This is a genomic window from Rheinheimera pleomorphica, from assembly GCF_011634895.1.
GTDB classification, from domain to species: Bacteria; Pseudomonadota; Gammaproteobacteria; order Enterobacterales; family Alteromonadaceae; genus Alishewanella; species Alishewanella pleomorphica.
This window is the reverse complement of sequence record NZ_SIRR01000025.1, coordinates 179,576-199,000: the sequence shown is the minus strand read 5'-3', so window position 1 is coordinate 199,000 and position 19,425 is coordinate 179,576. Positions and strand designations below refer to the sequence as shown.

General features: G+C 50.5%; 17 protein-coding genes. 12 read left to right on the top strand and 5 right to left on the bottom strand.

Translation table 11 applies throughout. The features are described from left to right. Window positions 1–6: 6 nt before the first annotated feature. The 4 genes from EYB30_RS15910 (at window position 7) to EYB30_RS15895 (ending at window position 7,603) form a co-directional block, all read left to right on the top strand. Window positions 7–3,261 (top strand): efflux RND transporter permease subunit, encoded by a 3,255-nt coding sequence (locus tag EYB30_RS15910; RefSeq protein WP_166840005.1) that lies wholly within the window; start codon window positions 7–9, stop codon window positions 3,259–3,261. Next, a complete protein-coding gene (locus EYB30_RS15905) occupies window positions 3,258–6,311 on the top strand; it encodes an efflux RND transporter permease subunit (protein WP_166840003.1) in 3,054 nt (1,017 codons plus the stop codon). Before EYB30_RS15910 ends, EYB30_RS15905 begins: the two co-directional genes overlap by 4 nt. A 224-nt stretch (window positions 6,312–6,535) precedes the next feature. Then, window positions 6,536–7,114, top strand: coding sequence for a TMEM165/GDT1 family protein (locus EYB30_RS15900; RefSeq protein ID WP_166840000.1), 579 nt, complete (start codon window positions 6,536–6,538; stop codon window positions 7,112–7,114). Window positions 7,115–7,252: 138 nt separating this feature from the next. Then, window positions 7,253–7,603, top strand: coding sequence for a DUF4870 family protein (locus tag EYB30_RS15895; RefSeq protein ID WP_166839998.1), 351 nt, complete (start codon window positions 7,253–7,255; stop codon window positions 7,601–7,603). A gap of 48 nt (window positions 7,604–7,651) precedes the next feature. Here EYB30_RS15895 and EYB30_RS15890 read toward each other — a convergent pair whose 3' ends face one another. After that, complete coding sequence (locus EYB30_RS15890) at window positions 7,652–8,299, bottom strand: energy-coupling factor ABC transporter permease (protein ID WP_166839996.1); 648 nt, start codon at window positions 8,297–8,299, stop codon at window positions 7,652–7,654. A 53-nt stretch (window positions 8,300–8,352) separates the two neighbouring features. Continuing rightward, window positions 8,353–8,547, bottom strand: a complete 195-nt coding sequence (locus tag EYB30_RS15885; protein ID WP_166839994.1) for a hypothetical protein — start codon at window positions 8,545–8,547, stop codon at window positions 8,353–8,355. Between the two features lie 134 nt (window positions 8,548–8,681). On the opposite strand from EYB30_RS15885, the gene EYB30_RS15880 reads away from it, so the two are divergent. Beyond that, window positions 8,682–9,713, top strand: a complete 1,032-nt coding sequence (locus EYB30_RS15880) for a GlxA family transcriptional regulator (protein WP_166839993.1) — start codon at window positions 8,682–8,684, stop codon at window positions 9,711–9,713. 36 nt (window positions 9,714–9,749) lie between these two features. Here the strand turns inward: EYB30_RS15880 and EYB30_RS15875 are convergent, their stop codons facing one another. Further along, the gene (locus EYB30_RS15875) at window positions 9,750–10,553 is read right to left on the bottom strand and encodes a DODA-type extradiol aromatic ring-opening family dioxygenase (protein WP_166839991.1); all 804 of its coding nucleotides are present in this window, start codon (window positions 10,551–10,553) and stop codon (window positions 9,750–9,752) included. 133 nt (window positions 10,554–10,686) lie between these two features. On the opposite strand from EYB30_RS15875, the gene ybaK reads away from it, so the two are divergent. Then, entirely contained in the window at window positions 10,687–11,157 is a 471-nt protein-coding gene (gene ybaK / locus EYB30_RS15870; RefSeq protein ID WP_166839989.1) for a Cys-tRNA(Pro) deacylase, read from the top strand. Between the two features lie 61 nt (window positions 11,158–11,218). Further along, window positions 11,219–11,695 (top strand): NYN domain-containing protein, encoded by a 477-nt coding sequence (locus EYB30_RS15865; RefSeq protein ID WP_166839987.1) that lies wholly within the window; start codon window positions 11,219–11,221, stop codon window positions 11,693–11,695. A 58-nt stretch (window positions 11,696–11,753) separates the two neighbouring features. On the opposite strand, the gene EYB30_RS15860 is transcribed toward EYB30_RS15865, so the two are convergent. Further along, the gene (locus EYB30_RS15860; RefSeq protein WP_166839985.1) at window positions 11,754–12,377 is read right to left on the bottom strand and encodes a glutathione S-transferase family protein; all 624 of its coding nucleotides are present in this window, start codon (window positions 12,375–12,377) and stop codon (window positions 11,754–11,756) included. A gap of 146 nt (window positions 12,378–12,523) precedes the next feature. On the opposite strand from EYB30_RS15860, the gene EYB30_RS15855 reads away from it, so the two are divergent. Beyond that, window positions 12,524–13,474, top strand: coding sequence for a helix-turn-helix transcriptional regulator (locus EYB30_RS15855; RefSeq protein WP_166839983.1), 951 nt, complete (start codon window positions 12,524–12,526; stop codon window positions 13,472–13,474). Between the two features lie 46 nt (window positions 13,475–13,520). Next, window positions 13,521–14,336, top strand: coding sequence for a TlpA family protein disulfide reductase (locus EYB30_RS15850; protein ID WP_166839982.1), 816 nt, complete (start codon window positions 13,521–13,523; stop codon window positions 14,334–14,336). Window positions 14,337–14,348: 12 nt separating this feature from the next. Here the strand turns inward: EYB30_RS15850 and EYB30_RS15845 are convergent, their stop codons facing one another. After that, a complete protein-coding gene (locus tag EYB30_RS15845) occupies window positions 14,349–14,687 on the bottom strand; it encodes a YajD family HNH nuclease (RefSeq protein ID WP_166839980.1) in 339 nt (112 codons plus the stop codon). 402 nt (window positions 14,688–15,089) lie between these two features. Between EYB30_RS15845 and EYB30_RS15840 the strand changes: the two genes are divergently transcribed. The 3 genes from EYB30_RS15840 to EYB30_RS15830 all read left to right on the top strand — a co-directional run bounded on the left by EYB30_RS15840 (window position 15,090) and on the right by EYB30_RS15830 (window position 19,422). Then, on the top strand, window positions 15,090–15,794 hold the full coding sequence (locus EYB30_RS15840; RefSeq protein WP_166839978.1) for a hypothetical protein: 705 nt from the start codon (window positions 15,090–15,092) through the stop codon (window positions 15,792–15,794). Window positions 15,795–15,928: 134 nt separating this feature from the next. Further along, the gene (locus tag EYB30_RS15835; RefSeq protein WP_166839976.1) at window positions 15,929–17,593 is read left to right on the top strand and encodes a hypothetical protein; all 1,665 of its coding nucleotides are present in this window, start codon (window positions 15,929–15,931) and stop codon (window positions 17,591–17,593) included. Beyond that, window positions 17,590–19,422, top strand: coding sequence for a hypothetical protein (locus EYB30_RS15830; protein ID WP_166839974.1), 1,833 nt, complete (start codon window positions 17,590–17,592; stop codon window positions 19,420–19,422). The genes EYB30_RS15835 and EYB30_RS15830 overlap by 4 nt, the downstream gene beginning before the upstream one ends. Window positions 19,423–19,425 lie beyond the last annotated feature (3 nt).

Sequence of the window (19,425 nt, the reverse complement as noted above, 5' to 3'; positions counted from 1 at the left end):
GACGCTATGAAGCTGGTAGATACAGCCGTAACCCGCCCCGTTACTATCTGGATGTTTACACTCGGTATTTTACTGTTTGGTCTGGTCGCCGCCGGCCGCCTGGCCGTGAACTTGTTACCGGACTTATCTTATCCCTCCTTAACGGTGCGCACCGAGTTTGTCGGCGCTGCCCCGGCTGAAGTGGAACAACTGGTTAGCAAACCCATTGAAGAAGCCGTTGGCATTGTTAAAGGCGTGCGCAAAGTACAGTCAGTATCGCGCTCTGGCCGCTCTGATGTGGTGATGGAATTTGAATGGGGCACCGATATGGATCTGGCTGCACTGGAGGTGCGGGAAAAGCTGGATGTGTTATTGCTGCCACTGGAAATTGAAAAGCCGCTGCTGCTGCGCTTTAACCCCAACCTGGATCCGATAGTGCGCTTAGCGCTGAGCCGTGAAAATGCCGGCGAAGCGTTAAGCCCGGCACAGTTGGTGAGCCTGCGCACCTTTGCCGAAGAGGATTTGCGCCGTGCGTTGGAGTCCTTACCCGGCGTGGCTGCGGTGCGGCCCGATGGCGGTTTAAGCCAGGAAATTCAAATTTTGGTCGACCCGCAAAAACTCAGCCAGCTGCAACTGGATATCAGCCAGATCACCGACCGTTTACGCCAGGAAAACCTGAACCAGGCAGGTGGCCGCTTAGAGACACCAAGTTACGACTATTTAGTGCGCACCATTAACCAGTTTGCCGATTTGCAGCAAATTGAAAACCTGTATGTTGCCCAGGTGAATAACAGCCAGGTACGGTTAAAAGACATCGCCGAAGTGCGCGACAGCTTCGTCGACCGCCAAAGCATTACTTATGTCGATGGCAAAGAAGCGATAGAAGTGGCGATTTACAAAGAAGGAGATGCCAACACCGTACAGGTAGCAAAAACTCTGCTGGCGCAATTACCGGCGCTGGAAAAAGCGCTGCCAGCCGGTTATCGTCTGACGCTGGTGTATGATCAGTCTGAATTTATAAAGCAAGCCATTGATGACGTTAAATCCGCAGCGGTCGTCGGTGGTTTACTGGCGATGTTGGTACTGTATCTGTTTTTACGTAATGTCTGGGCGACACTGATTATTTCAGTATCAATACCGGTGTCTGTGATTGCCACCTTTAATCTGATGTACGGTCAGGGTATTACGCTGAATATGATGAGCCTAGGCGGTATCGCGCTGGCGGTTGGCTTACTGGTGGATAACGCTATCGTGGTGTTGGAAAACATTGCCCGCCACAAAGAGCAAGGTAAACCGGCATTTGAAGCTGCGAAAACAGGCACCCGTGAAGTGGCAATGGCGATTACGGCCTCAACCTTAACCACAGTGGCGGTGTTTTTCCCGCTGGTGTTTGTCGAAGGCATTGCCGGCCAGCTGTTTCGCGATCAGGCGCTAACGGTCACCTTTGCTTTGTTAGCCTCGTTAGTGGTGGCGTTAACCCTTATTCCTACCATGGCAGCGCGTGAGGGCAGCCGTAAAATGGCTGGTGAACCTGCCGTAGCAATTAGCACTGAAGCTGAAGTGCGCCGCTGGTACTACTGGCCAACCTGGCCACTGCGGATGCTGGGTAAAGCAGTGCGTGGTTTATTGCTGTTATTGGTAACAGCGTTAACGCTGTTATTCCGTCTGGTGAGCCGCAGCTTAGCGCTGCTGTTTAAACCGCTGCTAAACGCCGTGCAATGGTTATTAGCCCGGTTAGATGCCTTTTATCGCCGTGCGCTTAGTGCCGCATTACAGTTAAAAGTGCTGACTATTGCCATTACGCTAACCGCAGCAGCGGCCTGTTTTACGCTATTGCCGCGGCTGGGCGCCGATGTGATACCGGCGTTGAGCCAGGGGGAATTTTATGTGGAAGTACAATTACCGGTAGGCAGTGCTATTGAGCAAACCGATAAGGTGCTGACACAACTGGCAGCCATTGCCGCGGAGCAAACCGCAGTAAAACGCAGTTATGCCCAGGCGGGGACCGGTGCTCAAATGACCGTTGATCCCAGCATCGGCGGCAGCCACTGGGGCCGGCTGAACATTGTGTTACAGCCGGGCAGCAGCCCAGAGCAAGAACAGCAGGTGATAACCGTGCTGCGCGACTATCTGGCGCAGCAGCCCGATATTACGGTTAAAATCGACCGGCCTCAGTTGTTTAGCTTTAGCACGCCGCTTGAAATTGAGCTGTCGGGCTATGAGCTGGCGCAACTGAAAGTAGCCGCCGATAACCTGGTCACGGCGTTGGAAGCCGATGAGCGCTTTACTGATGTTAAGACCAGCCTGCGGCCAGGTCAGCCGGAAATTACGCTGTACTTTAATCATGGTTTGCTCTCGCAGCTGGGCATGAACTCACATGATGTTGCCAAACGGGTGGCGGCTTATGTTGGTGGTGAAGTTGCCGGGCAGTATTCGGTGAATGACCGTAAAGTGGATATCCGCGTGCGCTTAGCCGAGCAGTATCGTCAGTCTGAACAGCAACTGGCGCAACTGATCATTAATCCGGGCAGTGACAAACCGCTGCCGTTATCTGCCGTGGCAGACATTAAGCGCGAAACCGGCCCCAGTGAAATTACCCGCATTGGCCAGCAACGGGTGGCGCTGGTCAGTGCTAACCTGACCTATGGCGATTTAGAGCAGGCAACGCAAAGTGCTGCCGCTATTTTGGCGGCACAAAGTCTGCCGTATGGTGTCACGGCTGCTGTGGTAGGCCAGAGTGAAGAAATGCAGCGTGCTTATACCTCGTTAACCATGGCACTGCTGTTGGCGGTATTTTTAGTGTATTTGGTCATGGCTTCGCAGTTTGAAAACCTGCTGCAACCGCTATTAATTTTGTTTACTGTGCCACTGGCCGGTGCCGGTGCCATTTTAGGCTTATGGCTGACCGATACCCGTTTATCCGTTATCGTGTTTATTGGCCTGATAATGCTGGCCGGTATTGTGGTGAATAACGCCATCGTACTGATAGACCGCATAAATCAGCTGCGCTCTGAGGGCGTGTCGCTGCAACACGCTATTATCGACGCCGGTGCCAGTCGGTTGCGGCCAGTGCTGATGACCACCTTAACCACCATACTGGGCTTATTACCCATGGCGCTGGGCACCGGTGATGGCAGCGAAATTCGTGCGCCGATGGCCATTACCGTGATCTTTGGCCTGGCGCTGGCCACTATGCTTACCCTGCTGTTTATTCCGGTGTTGTATGCCTTAGTCAGTCGCGATAAAGCCTTAAGTTCAACCGCAGCGGAGGCCACAGTATGAGCGCGCAACCTTTATGGCTGACCCGTTTTGCGCTAACCCGGCCGGTGACAATTTGTATGCTGTTTTTATCGCTGCTGGTGTTTGGCATTATCGCCAGCCGTATGCTGCCGCTGGAGAAATTCCCCGGCATTGATATCCCGCAAATTTTTATTAATGTGCCGTATAACAACGCTACACCAACCGAAATTGAGCGGCTGATCACCCGACCGGTTGAAGAAGCGCTGGCCACAGTAACCGGCGTGAAGGAAATGCGCTCCTGGTCTAATGAAAACAGCAGCGAGATTTCGCTGGAATTTAACTGGGAAGAAAACATTAACAGCAAAAGCATTGAAGTACGTGAGCGACTGGACAGTATTCGCCATTTGCTGCCAGACGATGTTGAGCGGGTGTTGGTGTTTCAGTTTAATACCAACGATATGCCAATATTTCAGCTGCGTATTTCCAGCGAACGTGATTTGGCCATGGCGTACGACTTGCTGGAGCGGCAAATAAAGCGTCCGCTGGAGCGGGTAGCCGGCGTATCTAAGGTTGAGCTGTATGGCGTAGAAAAACGCCAGGTCATTATCCGGCTGGACCCGGACAAAATGCGCGCGCTGAATATTGATGCGCAAAGCATAGTGCGGACGCTGCAAAGTAATAACTTTGCGATGACCGCTGGTGAGCTGCGTAACAGTGAAACCAGTATTCTGGTTAAACCGGTAGGAGAATACCAGCAGCTGGAAGAAATTGCTGCGCTGCCGCTGCGCCCGGGGTTAAGCCTGCGCGAAGTGGCTAGTGTGCAACTGGAACTGCCCAAGCGTGAGGATGGCCGTCACTTAGATCAAACCTATGCAGTGGGCATGAATGTGTTTAAAGAGTCCGGCGCTAACCTGGTCGAGGTGGCTAAAGCCGCGCTTGCCGTGGTAGAAGCGGCAGATAAAGATCCGGCCTTTAACGGCATTAGTTTATACATCATGGACGACACTGCCGATGGTGTGACCACCTCACTGGCGGATTTGCTTAGCGCTGGTGGTATTGGCGCGCTGTTGTCTTTTGCTGTGCTGTATCTGTTTTTACGTCATATCGGTACCACTATGGTGGTGGTGTTGGCGGTGCCGGTATCCATTTGTATTGCGCTTGGTGTGATGTACTTTCTTGGCTACAGCCTGAATATCTTAAGTATGATGGGGCTGATGCTGGCCATTGGTATGCTGGTGGATAATGCGGTGGTGGTCACCGAAAGTATTTTTCGCGAGCGCGCGCAGGGCGGTGATGTCAAAGCCGCCACGGCGCGCGGGGTGCGCCGTGTCAGCCTGGCGGTGCTGGCGGGCACGGCAACCACGGCCATCGTATTTTTGCCGAACATTGTCGGCCAGAAGATGCAGCTGACCATCTTTTTAGAACATGTCGCCATAGCGATTTGTTTGTGTCTGGCGGTTAGCTTACTGATGGCTCTGACGCTGATCCCACTGTTAACCACCCGTCTTACAATGCAAGTTACGCAACAGGTTCAGCAAGGTAAGGCAGAGCGGGGCTATCGCAAGGTGCTAAGTTGGGTGATGTATCACCCGCGTTGGTCGGCCTTTTTTGCTGTTTTGTTACTGAGCAGTATTGTTATTCCGATGGGCGCCGTGTCGGGCGGGGATGAAGATGATGAAAGCAGTGACCGCATTTTCTTAAACTATAACGTACAGGGTAATTATGCGCTGGAAGAAGTAGAAGCCGAAGTTAGCATGATGGAAGCCTATCTGTATGCCAATAAAGACAAGTTTGATGTCGAGTCGGTATACAGTTATTACCGCTCTGGCCACGCTATTTCGATCATTATTTTAAAACCGCAGCTTAGCCAGCCGCTGGCAGCGCTGAAAGAGGCCATTCGTCAGGACTGGCCGGCGCTGGTGCGCTCGAAACCCTCATTTGGTTGGGGCAATAACGGCGGTATGCAGGTGCATTTGCTGGGCAGCTCAACCGAAGTCTTGCTGGAACTGGCGCAGGACATAGAGCCGATGCTGTCAGGTATTGCCGGTTTGGAGGATGTCAGTTCAGAAATTGCCCGCGGCCAGCAGGAATTGCAAATTACGCTTAAGCTGGAGCAACTGCAACGCCATGGTTTAACCGCGCAGCAGGTAGCTGGCGCAGTAGCGCTGGCACTTAGGGGCACCAATTTGCGCACTTATCGCACGCTGGAGCAGGGCGAGTTGTTAATGCGTGTGCTGTATGATGAGAAAGTCAGTCATTCGCAGGCTGAGCTGGCCGCCTTGCCTATTTTAAATAAAGACGGTGTTGTTATCAGCCTTGAGCAACTGGCGACGCTGACGTTTGCGCCGCGGCTGGACCAAATCCGCCGTTTTGACCGCCAAACCGGCATTGCTATCCGGATGAATCTGGCAAAAGACTACAAAATGGACACGGCGCGCGAAGATATCAAAAAAGTCATGGACGAGCTGGCATTGCCGGCCGGTTATCGCTGGTCGTTTCAGGGCAGCTTCCAGCGCCAGGACGAGTCGCAGCAGGTAATGCTGGTGAATATGTTGCTGGCGGTCGCGATGATTTATATCGTGATGGCGGCGCTGTTTGAGTCGTTATTGTTGCCAACAGCGGTGATAGGTTCACTATTGTTCTCGTTGGTAGGCGTGTTCTGGGCCTTTCTGTTTACCGGTACCAATATGGGGATTATGGGAATGATAGGCATGTTGGTGCTGATGGGGATAGTGGTCAACAACGGCATCGTGCTGGTAGACCGCATCAATCAGGATCGGCAGGAGCAGCCCGGTGCGATGCTGCGCGAGCTGATTATTCATGCCAGCGAGTCGCGTTTACGGCCGATCCTGATGACGGTTTCCACTACTGTACTGGGTTTATTACCACTGGCACTGGGCGGTACGCAAATTGGTGGCGACGGCCCAAGCTATGCACCTATGGCGATTGCCATTATCGGCGGTTTGTTATTTTCTACGTTAACCAGCCTGGTATTGGTGCCGTTAACCTATTGGGGGCTGGTTAATCTGACGGCCGGTTGGGCAAGCTGGCGGGCTAATGCTAAGCGCTGGGCGGATAAAGTCTGGGCTTAAGCTTTACCTTTACAGTCGAGCGCATTCTGATTAAAATGCGCCGTCCTTAAGGGAGTAATCTGCTGCGGTGGTTTATCGCAGCGGTGTGGTCAACATACTTGTGATGCAATGCACATGGCCACAGCGTTCAGCGCCCGCTGAATTGATGAGACTTAAGACACAATAGCGGCCCACAGCGGGAGCCGCTGCTGTGTCTTATGTAGATTCCCGCTAAGGTATTGTTAATGGAAGCCTTATTCTCCTCCTTTACTGCTGTTGCCATTGCCGAAATAGGCGATAAAACCCAGCTGTTGTCGTTGTTTCTGGCGGCCCGTTTTCGTGCCAAAGGTGCCATTATTGCCGGTATACTGGTGGCGACTTTACTGAATCATGCGGCTTCAGCCTGGCTTGGCGTCTGGGTAGCACAATTTATTCCGACAAACTGGCATAACTGGCTGCTGGGCGGCAGCTTTATCGCGGTAGCGCTGTGGCTGCTTATACCGGATAAAGACGACAGTGAAGATACCGGCGTGCTGCGTTTTGGCGCCTTTGTTGCCAGCTGCATACTGTTTTTTCTGGCCGAAATTGGCGATAAAACCCAAATTGCGACGGTGTTGCTGGCCGCCAGCTTTGATGAAGCAGTCTGGTATGTCATTTGGGGTACAACCCTGGGCATGCTGGCGGCAAATGTGCCCGTGGTGTATGCCGGCAGTTGGTTATTACAAAAAATTCCGCTGTCTCTGGCACGAAAAGCCGCTTGTGCGGTGTTTATGTTGCTCGGGCTCTATATTATCTGCTCCGATCAGTTAACAATGTTGGGATAAATGGCTGTTTTCGTTAGTTAAACCATTGCTTAAGCTCATATTTAGCGCTATGTTGCCTAACGAGACTGTCGTGTTGGTGTGACATTTTACTGATACCGGTTTTACTAAAATAACAATAGTCGTAAAGGAGAGCGTGTCATGAATGACATTAATGCAGCACCGGCGGTCAATTCATCTACTGCCAAGCTGGTATATATTTTGTATCTGGTGGGGTTGGTATTTGGTATTACCGGTATCATCGGTGTGATTGTGGCATACGTTAATAAAGGTGATGGTCCGGACTGGTTGCAAAGCCATTATCGTTTTCAAATCCGTACCTTCTGGATGGGTTTTGTCTTCCTGTTGGTGGGCAGTATTTTATCTGTCGTATTAATCGGTTGGCTGGTGATCTTGTTCTGGATTGTCTGGTTGATTATCCGCTGCGTGAAAGGCTTAAAGCAGCTGGAATTACAACAGCCGCTGCAGGACGAAAAAACCTGGATGTTCTAAGCGTTACTGGGACAGAAAAGCGAAGCCGGGTGCTTCGCTTTTTTATTGCTAACGCTCTGCTGATAAATATTCACGATCATAAAAGGTACGCAGCCAGTGTGGCCGGTAAATGGCCATCAAGGTGACTGCACTACCATTGAGCAGCGCTTCGGGAAACCACAGCAACAACGCTAATAACCAGTAGTTATCAATAATTTCGTTCCAGCTGTAGCGGCCTTCCAGGCCAAACCAGAGCGCCGTCAGACTGATTTGTAACACTATGGTCAGTGCCGCAGCCAAAAAACCGGCAACAAAAATATACACAAACAAATGCCGGCTTAAATAGCGGTAGCTGGCCAGAAAGACAGCGTAGCTAAATAAACCGGGCAGGATAAAGCTGCTTAAGGCATACAGGCCCACGTCTTGCCAGACCAGCTTGCCAAAGGCGATCAGCAATAACATGGGTAGCAGACAAATCCAGCTGGCAATGCGCCAGCCATGGCACAACACCAGTGTTGTCACCAGCAAAAAATGCAGGTTCAGGCCATCTTTAATGCCGGCTTGTACACTCCAGAGTAAACTTAAGGCCACCACAGAAGCAAAGACAAAGTGCTGATAGCCCGGTTCGGCGCGTAATTTAGGCAGCAGTTCCCGTGGGTAGTAAATGACCAATCCTGTCAACGCAAGCAACATACCGGCTAACTGCCAACTGCTCATAACCTGTTATTCCACTTGTTATCGTTGGCGTTATTGTAGCGGCTAGCCGCACGTCAGTCACCGCTGCTGTCGTCATCGCGTACTTCATAAAAATGTGCGGCGCCCAGAGCTGTGCTTAGCAGTAGCAGCGGAATAGCAAAAAAGTGCATCATCAGCGACAGCTCTGCGGCAAAATTAATCCAAAAAAGTAGTAACCAGCTGATAAGCCAGGCGGCGACGGCCAGCCATTTGAGGTTAAGGTTATTCATACTGCCTCCTGCATTAGGTGATTTGATACTGCAACGCCAGTCTAGTCCTTGCCAACCAGTGTTTGCAGTGTCACTATTGATAAAAATAAGGTGAATAGTGACAGGCTGTTGCCGCGCATAGTAGGAGATACCTAATGAAACAGATTGCTGTGTTAGCCACTAACAGCAGTATCAGTAGCGATGTTTTCGGTTTGCTGGACTTTTTTGAGTACTGCAATGTGCTGTGGCGTTATCAGCATGGCGAGCACTGTGCAGCGCTGTTTCATTGTTATCTGGTGTCACCGGATGGCATGCCGCTGACGCTGAGACAGGGGGTAACACTGGCCGTGCAGCCCCATAACTGGCAACAGGCTGATGCGCTGATCCTACCAGCGGCGTATGCTTATAGCCGTGCTCAGCTGTCGGCACTGGCACAACAATCAGCGGGGTATTTTTCCGGTTTGGCTCACGCATTGGATAATGGCAGTATTATCGCCGCACACTGCACCGGCACCTTTATTCTGGCTGGCAGCGGCTTGCTGGCGCATAAAAAGGCGACCTCCAGCTGGTTTTTTAAAGACGTGTTTCAAAGCCTGTATCCGACGGTACATTTGCAGCTGAATAAACTGCTGGTACAGGATGGTAATTTGCTTACCGCCGGTGCCACCACAGCCTTTATGAACTTATGTCTGGCGCTGACCGAACGCCTGGCAGGAGAGGCCTTTGCCCGTCAGATTGGCAAAATCATGCTGACCGATCCTAACCGCAGCTCACAAATTCCCTATATGGATTTATCGGTCGGCCAGCAGCATAGCGATTTGCTGATTGCTCAGGTGCAAAAACAGCTGATTAACTCACTGGCACAACCTTTTGCACTGGAACAGCTGGCCGCGCAGTTCCATCTTACTAAACGCACGCTGTTGCGCCGGTTTAAAGCCGCACTTAATGATACGCCACTGAATTATCTGCAGCGCTTACGGGTAGAGCAGGCTAAACGGCTGCTGGAGACGACCAATCAGCCGGTTGAACAAATAGTGCTGCAAGTGGGCTATGAAGATGTCAGCTCGTTTCGTAAGCTGTTTTTGCAGTACACCGAATTAACGCCCAGCCAGTACCGGCAGAAATTCAGCCAGGGAGATACCTTTCATTGTTGCCCGGCAGAGCCGGCTAGCAGCAGGGTCATCTGATGGCGCTGCTTTTGTGCATTTAATTTTTCGGCAGATTTAATCAAACCAGCCAAACGCCAGTACTTCGCGGTTAAGCACATCGGCCTGAAACAGTAGCTGAGCTGTACTGCCTTTAGCCGCACCCAGACACACCATCAGCGGTAGTAAGTGCTCTTCGCGCGGGTGTATCAGACGGGCATTGGGCGCGTTTAGCCAAGCAGTCAGCCGGCTTACCTGCTGCGAGTAGCTAAGGGCACTGCTCAGGCTGTCAATTAAGTATTGATTAAACGCAGCCACTTGCTGCTGGCTCACCCGATCGGGTTGGAAAAACGCGCGCATATTATGAAAGCTCATGCCAGAGCCGATAATCAGCACATTTTGCTGGCGTAGCAGGGCGATGGCCTCACCCAGAGCGATATGCTGCATCGGTTCTAAGCTTTTCAGTAACGAAAGTTGTAATATCGGTATATCGGCTTGTGGCCTAAGCAGCATCAGCGGCACAAAAACACCGTGATCCAAGCCGCGACTGTGGTCCAGTTGTGCAGCAAAGCCATGCTGTTGCAACACTGCGGCAATCTCATGTGCCAGAGCTGGCGCGCCCGGCGCCGGGTAGCGATACTGATAGCTTTGTGCTGGAAAACCCGAGTAATCAAACAATAACGGTGGGGTTTCAGTTGCTGTCAGCGCGGGTTGCTCGGTTTCCCAATGTGCACTGATCACCAGTATCGCCTGCGGTGTTGCCAGCGCACTGCCAAGCTGGGTTAAAAATTGCGTCAGTGCCAGATGATGTGGGTCGGCTAATAAAGGTAAAGGGCCACCGCCATGTGGCAAATAGAATACCGGTGCTAAAGATGAGGTCATTGCGTTGTACCCGTTGGCTAAATACTATTGGCAGGCTACGCTTACAAACCGTTCGGAACAACTGATTAAATACTGCGAAATGTCAGCAGTTTTTACAAATAAAATCGAATGATACTGGCAAGGAGCAGCATGTATGACACCCGCCATCGAGTTAGCTAAACAGCAGGGTATCGCTTATACCGTGCATCATTATCAACATGATCCGGCATCGGTTTCTTATGGCCTGGAAGCAGCGGAAAAGCTGGGATTAAACCCGGCGCAGGTATTTAAAACCCTGGTAGTGCAATTAGACGGTAAACATCTGGCCGTGATGATATTGCCGGTAAACCAGCAGCTAAGTATGAAGCTGGCAGCAAAGGCGCTGGGCGCGAAGAAAGCTGAGATGGCCAATGCGACTGATGTGATGCGCAGTACCGGCTATGTGCTGGGTGGCGTTAGTCCGCTGGGGCAGAAAAAAGCCTTGCCGACCATTATTGACAGCTCAGCAACGCAATTTAGTACGATTTATGTCAGCGCCGGTAAACGTGGGTTGGAAATTGCGCTTGTTGCAACGGATTTGGCCGCGCTACTTAAGGCGGAATTTGCAGCGATTAGCCAGCAGTAAATAAAGGTTGCGGTATTGGGTGCAGCCGGTTAGTTTGGCTGTTTTATTGGCGGAAGCTGTCATGCCCAGTGTTACCATTTTGGTTGATGTACAAAATATCTATTACACCAGCCGCGAGGCCTTTGGCCGCAATTTTGACTACAACGCCTTCTGGCGTCAGGTAACGGCCGGGCGTACTGTGGTCAAAGCCATTGCCTATGCCATTGATCGTGGCGATGAAAAGCAGCGCCAGTTTCAAAATATTCTGCGTGCCATCGGCTTTGAGGTAAAACTAAAACCCTTTATTCAGCGTGCTGACGGCAGTGCCAAAGGCGATTGGGATGTCGGTATAACGTTAGATGCAATTGAATACGGCCAGCACAGCGATGTGCTGGTACTGGCCTCTGGTGATGGCGATTTTGGCCTGCTGGCAGAAAAACTCATCACTAAATATCAAACCGAAGTAGAGATTTATGGCGTGGAAGGCTTAACTGCTCAGGCGCTGATTAAAGCCGCCAGCCGCTTTATTGCTATTGACGAGGCATTGCTGCTGCCCTAGGGGCGCACTATTGCGCCCGTTTAACGTCCGTGCAAAGTAAAAACCTGCGGCTGTAACCTTAAGCTGGCTGTGGTACCAGCGCATCATCTAACTGATTGGCTCTAATGGCGGCAGGCCGGGTTTGTAAGCGTTGCACATATTCCATAAACGCTGGCCGCTTTTCCAGGGTGTCAAACATCATGCCCCATTCAATATGGCTGCCGACATACACATCGGCGGCGGTAAATTGCTCACCACAAATGTAAGGCCCGTTCGTTAAGGCTGTTTCCAGTGCATTTACCGTATCCTGATACAAACCACAGCCAACAGCCTGAGCGTTGTCGGCATCCAGCTGCCAGCCAAAGGCTTTGGCGCTGGTGGCCATTTCCAGCGGGCCGGCTGTAAAAAATAACCAGCGGTAATAAGCCGCGCGCGCCGGGCTATTAAACGCTGGCGCCAGCTGTTTATCGGCAAACTGATCGGCCAGGTAGGCGCAAATGGCGGCCGCTTCGGTTACTACCACATCACCGTGGGTAATTACCGGCACTTTACCCATCGGGTTTAGCGCTAAAAACGTCGCTGCTTTTATCTCGCGGCCATACTGCAGCACTTTTACCTCGTAGGGTACGCTAAGTTCTTCCAGCAGCCAGCGGATAATACGGCCACGTGAATTGGGGTTGGTGTAAAGGGTAATGGCTTGCATGTTGTCGCTCCTTGTCAGGGGTATCAAAGGCGGGGTATTCCGCTACTCACGCAGCATAAAACGCATATAGGTCATAACCTGTCCTAGTTTTCGGTTATAGTTGTCGGCATGAAAAAATGTATTTCAATTAACAGACGGAGCATGGCATGAGCGGTCCAACCATCCGGGTGCTGAGCCTGTTAGAGTTGCTGCAAAGCCATGGCCGGTTAAGTGGCACTGAACTCGCTGCCAGGCTGGGGGTGGATAAACGCACGGTGCGTCGCTATATTCAGGCGCTGGAGCAACTGGGCATTCCGGTAACTACCGAGCAGGGCTGCGATGGCGGCTATATGTTGGTGGCCGGTTTTAAATTGCCGCCGATGATGTTTACCAATGACGAAACTCTGGCATTGTCGCTCGGGCTGTTGGCGGCGAAAAATTTACAGTTAGCTGATACACAGGCTGCTGTCAGCAGTGTGCAGGCTAAGCTGGAGCGGGTGATGCCGGCGAAGCTGAAATCCCGCGCCCGGGCTGTTGCCGATACCATTAAACTGATGTTGCCGTCGGCAGAGGCCGGGGCCTCCGGCCAGCAGCTTGGGCCTTTGCTTGATGCTATTGAACAGCAGCGCTCGGTCAATATTCGTTATGCGTCATATCAGCAGGCGCCGGTAGATCGACATGTTGACCCTTATGGTTTGTTGTTTCGCAGTGGCCGCTGGTATATGAGTGGTTATTGTCATTTAAGAAATGAGCTACGAACCTTCCGGCTGGATCGTTTGCAGCATATCGAATTGCTGCAGCAGAGCTTTAACCGGCCTGCGCAATTTGATTCGGCTGAACATTTTACCCAAAGCCTGTATGGCATACCGGGCAATTTAGACGTACAGGTGCTGTTGCATACCGATAAACCTACCGCAGCACAGGCGATGGGGGAAACGGCATCGATGTTGAAGCCACAGGCAGATGGCTTGCTGCTAAGCACTCGCACCGACAGTTGTTATTGCTTAGCGCAGTGGTTAAGCCAGCTGCCGTTTGATTTTAGTATTATCGAACCGCCAGCGCTGAAACAGGCGTTAAAACAGCATGCAGCACGCTTGATGGCGTTGGCCGAGCGCTAGAACATGTCATGCTGTTGATAGCGGCAGTTGTTATGTTTGGAGAATTATGATTGCTATTAATCTGGGGCCCTTGGCGCTACCGGTGCCGCCACTGCTGCTGTTGTTTAGTGTAGTCGTGGGGCTGATTGTTGCGGCGCTGGAGGCAAAGAAACAGCACAGAGCGGTTACCGATCAGTTGTTGACCGTATTGCTGGCCAGCCTGGTGTTTGGCCGCATTGTTTTTGTGCTGCGGTTTAGCCAAAGCTATGATTCGCTGTGGCAAATGCTGGATTTTCGTGATCGCGGTTTTGATCTGTCGGCGACATTACTTGCGGCCAGTGTCATGCTGATGCTGCAACTAAAACGCTACCCACAGCAACGCAAGGCGTTGCTAAGTGGCACGCTGACGACTGTGCTGTTATTCGCAGTATTAATGACTGTCGTTACCAGTGGCCGCCAGCAGGCACAGCTGCCAGATATCACGCTGGCCCGCTTAGACGGCGGCCAGACGAATTTGCAGCAAAATAAAGGCCAGTTGACGGTAGTAAACCTGTGGGCTAGCTGGTGTCCGCCGTGCCGACGTGAAATGCCGTTACTAGCCAGAGCCGGACAAAACAACCCCGATATTCAGTTTGTACTGGTAAACCAGCAAGAATCCGCTGACACTGTTAAACAGTATCTAACGACATTGCGGTTGCCCTTGTCTCAGGTATTACTGGATAACCGCGGGCAACTGCCGCAGCACTTCGGCGCTTACGGTTTACCGGTGACGCTGTATTTTGACCAGCGTGGTCAGCTGGTATCCAGCCATATGGGCGAATTGTCTGACGCTACTCTGGCCGCAGCATTAGCCAAATTGCGTAATAGCCAGGCAGCAGATTAAAGCGCTGAAAGCTTACTTCGGTTTAGTTAGCAGCGCTTTTAAATCGGCAAAAGGGTTGTGCGTTGCTGGTGCCACTTTCTGCTCAGTAGTACCACCATACAGCACAAATTCGTGAAATTTATTGTGCTCGTTATCATGGCAATAAATACAGAGTAACTCCCAGTTGCTGCCATCACTTGGGTTATTGCTGTGGTTATGGTCAATATGATGCACGGTAAGCTCGCGCAAATTGGAATGCACAAACTCGCGGGCACAACGGCCGCACACCCAGGGGTACATTTTTAACGCCTTATCGCGATAGCCTTGTTCCTGCTGCTGATAGGCCGCCGCGCCGCTGTTGGTTTTGCTCATATCTGTCCTGAAATTCTGCTGCTTCTAAATACTATCGATGATTTTCTTATAAATTCTGTATAAATCACACTACCGTAATTGTTTGTTAGCAATACTTATCGTATTGAACTATACCTTGTTGCAGTTGATATGTCTGCACTGTTAGGTTTTGTGAAATGCGGTAACGAGGCAATGTTTAGCCAAAACAAAATCATATTAACGGTTTTAGCCTGCTGTCAGCTCTTATAGTTCGATTGTTCGATTCAATTATTGTGTTGTTGCTATACCCTGGTACTTATCAATAGTAAAAAGGATGTTGCTATGTATCCTGCGTTTCGGAGTAAAACAGTCTGCGCTGGAATTCGCATTATACCGCTAATGTTAACACTGCTTTTTCCTGTTCTACTAACCGGTTGCGCGGGCATGGATGTACAGGAAGTGTATTATGTTGCCGTACCCAGCGGTGATAACACAAACTATTACCGTGTGCGGGTTCAGGCTAATGCTGAGCTGGGCGACGCCAATTATGACGCTGCATGGTTTTCGGCCCATTCAGTTGATGCACTCTATGGTGATGCAACAACGTCAAATGCCGCCGAATCGCTTAATGTCGAAAATGCTATTCGCTCCACACTAAACGAAGAATTAAAAAAGGCGTACAAAGCCTACTTAACTGTCGCGGCAAACCCCAACGCCACTAATGCCGACCTGGCAATATGGATGCAAGTGTTAAAACGGCTGCGTGCTATGCCCGGCAGCACGACAGCGCTGCCGACCGGTGCTATCGAGTTAGAGTATAACCCGGCTGAAAACCTGATTACCCGCCGTGCTGGCCAGAAACTGGTTATGGTGCTGTCGTCTGATCCGACGCAGGTTATTAACGGCATTAAAGGCTTCTCGCAATCGACTGAAACCAGTGCATCAGTGCTGAAGCTTACTGATGTAATACAACAACAGCAACAGAACCTGTCGACGAAAGAACAGGCAGAAATCGCTGCCGCAACAGATAATTTTACGCTTATTGCCACGCAGCTTAATCTAGCCTTGGACAATGCCGCCACAGCAGAGCAAGACGAATTGCTGCGCCGGGTTATTTCACTGCTGACGGTTGCGGAGAGTGTGCAATGAAAACACTTAAATTGTTCGCTGTCTGTGGCTTAACCGCTGTGCTGTTAGGTTGCGCCTCCGCCAAACTCGTCGTGGAGGTTGATTTATACGATGAAGACCCCCGTATGCTGTTACCGCCGTCTCCTCAGGATAATATGGCGTTATACGCTCAGGCTGAGGTATTGCTGCAAGAGGCCAGAGCGAATAGAAATGCCTCTAAGCAGTGGAAAAGCGAAGTGCTGAATATTTATAAGTCACTTTGGCTCAGCGCTGGTGGCTCAGCCACAGATGATGGCTCAGATGCAAAAGCAAACAGTACATCTTGTACAGCTGCATTTTCAGCCGGCCATCCGCTGCAGCACCTCAGCGCGGCCATCATTAACAACAATAACTGTGAAGAAGAGAGTATTAACGCACTCACTGCTACGCTCCAACAGCTGTTAACCGAGATTAATCATTATAACGATACCTATTTGCACGTTATTGCTACGGCAAAAAACACCTATGCCACTAAATGCCTGGCTAAATCCGATGTTAGTCTGCAGTCCAATACCAGGGAAATTTACCAGTCAACTGTTACCGAGGTGACTGCGACAAGCAAAAAACTGACAGAGCGCGCTGTAATTAAGGATACCGTGCCACGAACAATAGATGTCAGTTGTACAGAGCAAATAAGGTTTAAAGATGCTGGCCGGGAGAATAAAAATAGCCAGACGCCAACATTAGATTATGAAAAAAGACAATGCCATAAAAAGATTGGCAACAGATACGTCATTGTTCCTTGTGACAGACATACTGCAGATAACGAAGTTTGGCTGACAGAATCTCAATTTATTGAAAAATCTCTGGCGGGTGAACACTCATTGTTCGCTTTGCAACATCAGGTATTACAGCGGCTATCCCAAGTGGTGAACGCCTTTAGCGCGTATCAGAATCTGCCGAATGTTTATGTCGATTGGGCATCGCTTGAAAGTCTGGTCCACGCAAAGTGGATGCAAGCTGGGAGCAATAAGCTGGAGCAGGAGCGCTTGTATAGATTAGTGGATGATGCTCGGGGGCGGATCCAAAACCTTTCAGACCGTTTAGTTTTACAAGATGAACAGAAACACGCTCGCGCGAAAGCCCGTCAGCAAGACTTGACGGCCTTGCAGCGCGGGCAGATTAAAATAGATTTTGTCGGTTTTAATCGAAAAATGCCTTTTGCTGGCAGCATTAAAGAGCTGCTGGCACAGCAAGCGAGTAATACCTCGGGATTATACGACTTGATTGACCGGCTACAGGATGTCGGGGATCCAATCTGGCGCACCGTGACGGACCCGCTGAACGAACATCATTGGAACAAAAAAGTCGGTAAAACTTTTGTGCAGGCACAGGGGAAAACATCGATGGTGATAGTGCGCGATACGCCACTGCATTTCAGAGCACATCACGTTGAAAATGACCCGTCAAACCTGATTAGGGGGCAACTGGAAATTGCCCGGGCAGTAGGTGATGCGGCTATGACTATCGCAGGCGTTAAACTAGGGGGAACGGCCTCCGCTTCTGCCCCTAATGCTGACAACGTCGACATTAATTTTACAGTGGAGTCTGCGGCCAGTGAACTTGAGCAAAATAAACAAGTGATAGCGCAAAAGCGCAAAGCATTAGTTGGCATGATTGCGCAGTTGCGGGCATTTCAAAAAGATCTGGATAAGTTAGAAAACGATACGCCAGGGAATAAGCAAAAACAAAAAGAATACGAAACGGCATTAAACAGTATTCGTAATCAGATTATCGGCGTGCTTAGTGGTTATAAAACACATTTTGAGGTCGCTAAATGAACAAGCCTCAAAATTCATCGTCATCAGATAGCAAATCAAGCAGCGTACTACTGAGCATTGAACAGCATGCTGGCTGGCTGGCGTTGTTCAGTTATTTCATTACTGTATTAGCATTTTTCCTCGAACAAGATAGCTGGACCTGGCGGATAACCGGCTTGCTACTTAGTGCGGCAGCTACCATTTTGGTATTCACCCGGGCTCTCGATTATAACGGTGACGGCGTTGATGTCGATAAAAACGGCGCGCCAGATCCGGTAAGCGAAGATAACTATGTCATGAACGGCATTTTTCGTTTTGCTTATGGCTTTATTCTGCTAATGGGGTGTGTGCTGATTTATCTAAGCGTTAATAAAGACGTTTTGTTGTTTGACCCTAAGGTATTACTTTCTGAAGTTGAAAAAGCCGCCGCTGAGCCAAATACGCTTGCAGCGGATCACGCGCAGCATACGACAAAGTTAGCAAAGACTACTACGCCAGCCGGGACAACCGAAACGACAACGCTACACACAAACCTGACGCAAGAGCACAATATTGCTGAAAAGCCGGCGAATAAAGCTGACGGGAGCAGCATTGAATACTTGCTAAATACCAGGCTGAATACGCTGGTGGCCATAGTTAAAGGCTGTGACTATCGCGCTGTCGAAAAAAGCAAAGCTGATATTCGCCGCCAGGATGGGCGCATGCCATTGCAGGCAGAATGCGGAGATATCCCACCGCAGTGGGTGCTGAGTATCGGTGGTAACATTCTGGCTTGCCATATTCTGGATAATTGTGCCGAGGCCATTTTAGCGATAAGCCAGAAAAAAACTGCGCCACTGAATTTAAATACGCTCAATCTTCAATTAGCGCACAATACCGAGCAGAAAAACCGGCTGGAAAATTCGATTGCCCAGTATGAAATGCGTTTAGCCGGCTTTGAACTGGAGCAACGCTTGGTGAGTAATAAGCAGGAACTGCAGCCAGTAAAAGATATCAAGACTGCATTGAAAACAGCAAGAGATGAACTAGCTAAGGTGACAGCCGAGATAGCGAGAAACCAGTCGGATATCAGTAGCACAAAACAACAACTAAAACAGCGACAACAGGCAGCGGAAGACAGATTATTGCTGGGTGCGCCCATTACCGGTGGTGTAGTGGTGCCGGTGTATTTTTTAATTCTGGCTCTGTTAGGTGCACTGATAAATATGGCGCGTAAAATACCAGAGTTTCAGCGCCGGGTTAGCAGCAGCTATCATCAGAATTACAAATATTGGCTGGCGAAAAACCCTGATCTTGCGTTACCCATGAGCGGTGCTTATGCCCGGGAAACGGTTATCTTTCAGGTCGTGCAGGTATTATGTGCGCCAGGGGTGGCGATAATTGCGTTTTCATGGGCTAAGCCCGAAGCGATAGGTGCCAATGTTGTGTTAGCTTTTGCGGCCGGTTTTTCATCTGAAATGTTTCTGATGGCAGTGCGGGGCGTGGCAGAGCGCATGATACATGGCGGCACACGCAAAGTGGAGGCTGACACGCAAAACCCGTTGCCGGCAAGTAAACCGGCTGAGACAACTGAGCCGGTGGACACACCACCTAACCCTACCTTACAGATCCACAGTCTCTCTTTGGTGCCACTACAAAAAAACCAGAAAGTAAAATTTGTCCGGGTAAAACAGTTGCCAGACGGCACTGTGATTGAACTGCTAACTGCAGGCACAATCAAGAATATAGCCGGTAAAGACATTACGGTTAGCTGTGAGATTAAAGGCAAAGCTATGGATGTGGTGGTGTCCAGAGGTGACATAGCACCAGCAGAGCAGGTCGGTACGCAACAAAACGATCTTAAAGGCTAGGAG

Bases quoted from the DNA above. Each gene is read 5' to 3' on its own strand.
- EYB30_RS15910 (WP_166840005.1), top strand. From the start codon at position 7: ATGAAGCTGGTAGATACAGCCGTAACCCGCCCCGTTACTATCTGGATG.
- EYB30_RS15905 (WP_166840003.1), top strand. From the start codon at position 3,258: ATGAGCGCGCAACCTTTATGGCTGACCCGTTTTGCGCTAACCCGGCCG.
- EYB30_RS15900 (WP_166840000.1), top strand. From the start codon at position 6,536: ATGGAAGCCTTATTCTCCTCCTTTACTGCTGTTGCCATTGCCGAAATA.
- EYB30_RS15895 (WP_166839998.1), top strand. From the start codon at position 7,253: ATGAATGACATTAATGCAGCACCGGCGGTCAATTCATCTACTGCCAAG.
- EYB30_RS15890 (WP_166839996.1), bottom strand. From the start codon at position 8,299: ATGAGCAGTTGGCAGTTAGCCGGTATGTTGCTTGCGTTGACAGGATTG.
- EYB30_RS15885 (WP_166839994.1), bottom strand. From the start codon at position 8,547: ATGAATAACCTTAACCTCAAATGGCTGGCCGTCGCCGCCTGGCTTATC.
- EYB30_RS15880 (WP_166839993.1), top strand. From the start codon at position 8,682: ATGAAACAGATTGCTGTGTTAGCCACTAACAGCAGTATCAGTAGCGAT.
- EYB30_RS15875 (WP_166839991.1), bottom strand. From the start codon at position 10,553: ATGACCTCATCTTTAGCACCGGTATTCTATTTGCCACATGGCGGTGGC.
- ybaK (WP_166839989.1), top strand. From the start codon at position 10,687: ATGACACCCGCCATCGAGTTAGCTAAACAGCAGGGTATCGCTTATACC.
- EYB30_RS15865 (WP_166839987.1), top strand. From the start codon at position 11,219: ATGCCCAGTGTTACCATTTTGGTTGATGTACAAAATATCTATTACACC.
- EYB30_RS15860 (WP_166839985.1), bottom strand. From the start codon at position 12,377: ATGCAAGCCATTACCCTTTACACCAACCCCAATTCACGTGGCCGTATT.
- EYB30_RS15855 (WP_166839983.1), top strand. From the start codon at position 12,524: ATGAGCGGTCCAACCATCCGGGTGCTGAGCCTGTTAGAGTTGCTGCAA.
- EYB30_RS15850 (WP_166839982.1), top strand. From the start codon at position 13,521: ATGATTGCTATTAATCTGGGGCCCTTGGCGCTACCGGTGCCGCCACTG.
- EYB30_RS15845 (WP_166839980.1), bottom strand. From the start codon at position 14,687: ATGAGCAAAACCAACAGCGGCGCGGCGGCCTATCAGCAGCAGGAACAA.
- EYB30_RS15840 (WP_166839978.1), top strand. From the start codon at position 15,090: ATGGATGTACAGGAAGTGTATTATGTTGCCGTACCCAGCGGTGATAAC.
- EYB30_RS15835 (WP_166839976.1), top strand. From the start codon at position 15,929: ATGGCGTTATACGCTCAGGCTGAGGTATTGCTGCAAGAGGCCAGAGCG.
- EYB30_RS15830 (WP_166839974.1), top strand. From the start codon at position 17,590: ATGAACAAGCCTCAAAATTCATCGTCATCAGATAGCAAATCAAGCAGC.